This window comes from uncultured Pigmentiphaga sp., assembly GCF_937950555.1.
Taxonomy (GTDB): domain Bacteria; phylum Pseudomonadota; class Gammaproteobacteria; order Burkholderiales; family Burkholderiaceae_B; genus Pigmentiphaga.
In genome coordinates, this window is sequence record NZ_CALFCW010000015.1 from 1 (window position 1) to 2,848 (window position 2,848).

Below are 2,848 nucleotides of genomic sequence, written 5' to 3' on the forward strand. Positions count from 1 at the left end.
TGGCGTCAATCGTTTTTTGGCTAGGGTTATCCCGCCGCGAGCCCGCGGCGGCCGGTCTGCCCGGGCGGCACCCCAGGGTTTACCCGCACCCCAACCGGATTGACGCCCGAGAGATATGCGCCTAGCATTCGAATATCGTCAGCATACTGACAAATTGGCAGGTATCCCATGGCACTGACATTCGCGGCGAATCTATCGGATCTGGTGGACGACGAACCGTTGCCGGTCACGCTGGGCGACGAGCGTATCGCCCTGTACCTGGTCGACGGCAAGGTCTACGCCACGCATAACGTCTGCACCCACCAGTTCGCATTGCTCAGCGACGGATACATGGAAGACGGGTGCATCGAATGCCCTCTGCACCAGGGCAAATTCGACATCCGCACCGGGGCCGCGCTCTGCGCCCCGGCAACCGCACCGGTCCGCACATACCCCGTGCATATCGAAGACGGTGCGATCCTGGTCGATATCTGAAGGCGGGAGCACCTGTGGAAGAAACCTTCCTGATTGTGGGCGCCGGCCAGGCGGCCGGATACGCAGCCCATACGCTGCGAGCCGAGGGCTACCAGGGCCGTCTGGTACTCGTTGGCGACGAGCCTTGGGGGCCCTATGAACGCCCTGCGCTATCCAAGGACGTTCTGCTCGCCGAAGCCGATGAAAACTGCTTTGACGCCTGGCTTTACGAATCCGGTTTCCGCGACGCAACGATCGCCGAACAGCTCGCGGGCCGCGTCGTGCGCCTGGATACCGCACGCCGGGAGGCATGGCTGGAATCCGGGGAAAAGCTAGGTTACGACAAATGCCTCCTGGCCACCGGCGGCCATGCCCGCCCGCTCGGAACGACGCCGCCGTCCGAACGCGTAGCCTACCTGCGAACACTGGACGACGCCATGCGGCTGCGCGGCCTGATGGCGCGCTCAAAATCGGTCGCAATCATCGGCGGGGGCTTTCTCGGCCTGGAGATCGCCGCCAGCGCGGCAGCCCGGGGGTTGGACGCGACGGTCTTCGAAACCGCGCCACGCCTGCTTGGCAAGGCAATGCCACCGGAGTTCGGCGACAGACTGCTTCGAAAGCACGAACGGCATGGCGTACGCGTAATGCTGAACGCGCGGCCCGTCGGAGTCTCGGAACACGCTTCGGCCGTAGTCGTAGCCGGCGAAAAGGAATCCTCGGTACATGACTTCTGCGTCATCGCGGTCGGGCAAGCGCCGAACGATCAGGTGGCGCGCGCGTCGGGTATCGAAGTCAGCGACGGCATCGTCGTGGACGAACATTGCAGAACCAGCGCGCCAGGCGTGTATGCCGCCGGAGATTGCGCCAGCTTCCCTTCGGGCCGGCTGGGCCGGCGCGCCAGGCTGGAATCCTGGCAGCACGCCAAGGACCAGGCCATCGCCGCGGCGCGCAACATGCTTGGCATCACGGCTGTCTACGATCCGACCCCTTGGTTCTGGACGGACCAGTACGACTGGAACATCCAGATGCTCGGCCTGATGGACGAGTCCATCGACCGCTGGGTGGAGCGCCCGGGGCCGGACGACAAGACCCTGCTTATGGGCCTGCGCGGCCAGGTGGTCGTCTACGCCCTGGCACTGAACCAGGGTGGCGAACTGCGGGCGCTCAAGAGAATCGTGGAACAAGGGATCCCGGTCGATCCCGATCGCCTGGCCGACCCGAGCGTAAAGCTGCGTCGAATCGAACAGGCAAGTCAATAGCTCCGGAGATATGCATGTATTCCTGTGAAACCGTCATCGGTGCGGCGCCGCTACCTGGCAAGAACGCACCCATCGATACCCTGGCCTGGCCTGCCGAAGGCCTGCAAACCATTCCCGACTGGATCTACACCAACGAGTCTGTGTACCAGCGCGAGATCGAGCGCATCTTTCATGGCCGCACTTGGAACTTCGTAGCGCTCGAAGCCGAGATCCCGAATACCGGGGACTATAAGCGCTCGTACGTCGGACCGACGCCGGTGGTCGTCTCGCGGGCCGAGGACGGATCCATCCACGTTTTCGAAAACCGCTGCGCACATCGAGGCGCCGAGTTCTGTCGGCATAGCCGGGGCAACAATACCGAGTTCGTCTGCCCATATCACCAGTGGTCCTACGACCTGAAAGGCAACCTGCAGGGTATCCCGTTCAAGCGGGGCGTGGACAAGCAGGGGGGAATGCCCAAAGATTTCCGCAACGAACAGCATGGATTGCGCAAGCTTTCGGTCACCACCCGCAACGGCGTGGTCTTCGCCTCGTTCGCGTCGGATATGGAGAGCCTGGAGGACTATCTGACGCCGGAGATCCTCAAGGACTTCGACGTTGTATTCAATGGAAAAAAACTGAAGATCCTGGGTTTCTACAAAAACGAGTTGCCATGCAACTGGAAGATGTATCACGAGAACCTGAAGGATCCCTACCACGCGACGCTGCTTCATTCATTTCTTGTCGTGTTCGGCCTGCTGGTAGCAGGCAATCGCTCCGCGATGATCGCCGACGGAAAGTACGGCGTGCACGGGACGATGGCGTCCGCCAAGAGCGACTCGCTCTATGCCGATATCGACGAAGACAAGAAGAAGGAAATGCGGTCGTTCCATGAAGGGATGCGTCTGCGCGATGAACGGTTCCTGGAGTTCGTGAAAGAGTTTGACTCCGAATGGTCCGTCACGATGCAGACTCTTTGGCCGAACCTGATCGTACAGCGCGAAATGAACACCCTGGGCGTGCGCCACATTGTGCCCAATGGGCCGAACAGCATGATCATGCTGTGGACCATGTTCGGCTACGAGGACGACTCCCAGGAAATGACCCGCCACCGGTTGCGCCAGGGAAACCTGATGGGGCCTTCCGGATTCCTGGGG

At 61.7% G+C, this 2,848-nt stretch carries 3 protein-coding genes; all 3 read left to right on the forward strand.

Going from position 1 to position 2,848, the window contains the following annotated elements:
* The first annotated feature begins 168 nt into the window (after positions 1-168).
* Positions 169-474 (forward strand): non-heme iron oxygenase ferredoxin subunit, encoded by a 306-nt coding sequence (locus tag Q0319_RS02900; RefSeq protein ID WP_299450765.1) that lies wholly within the window; start codon positions 169-171, stop codon positions 472-474.
* 14 nt (positions 475-488) lie between these two features.
* A complete protein-coding gene (locus Q0319_RS02905; RefSeq protein WP_299450767.1) occupies positions 489-1,712 on the forward strand; it encodes an FAD-dependent oxidoreductase in 1,224 nt (407 codons plus the stop codon).
* Positions 1,713-1,726: 14 nt separating this feature from the next.
* A partial coding sequence (locus tag Q0319_RS02910; RefSeq protein WP_299450769.1) for a Rieske 2Fe-2S domain-containing protein occupies positions 1,727-2,848 on the forward strand: 1,122 nt, incomplete at its 3' end.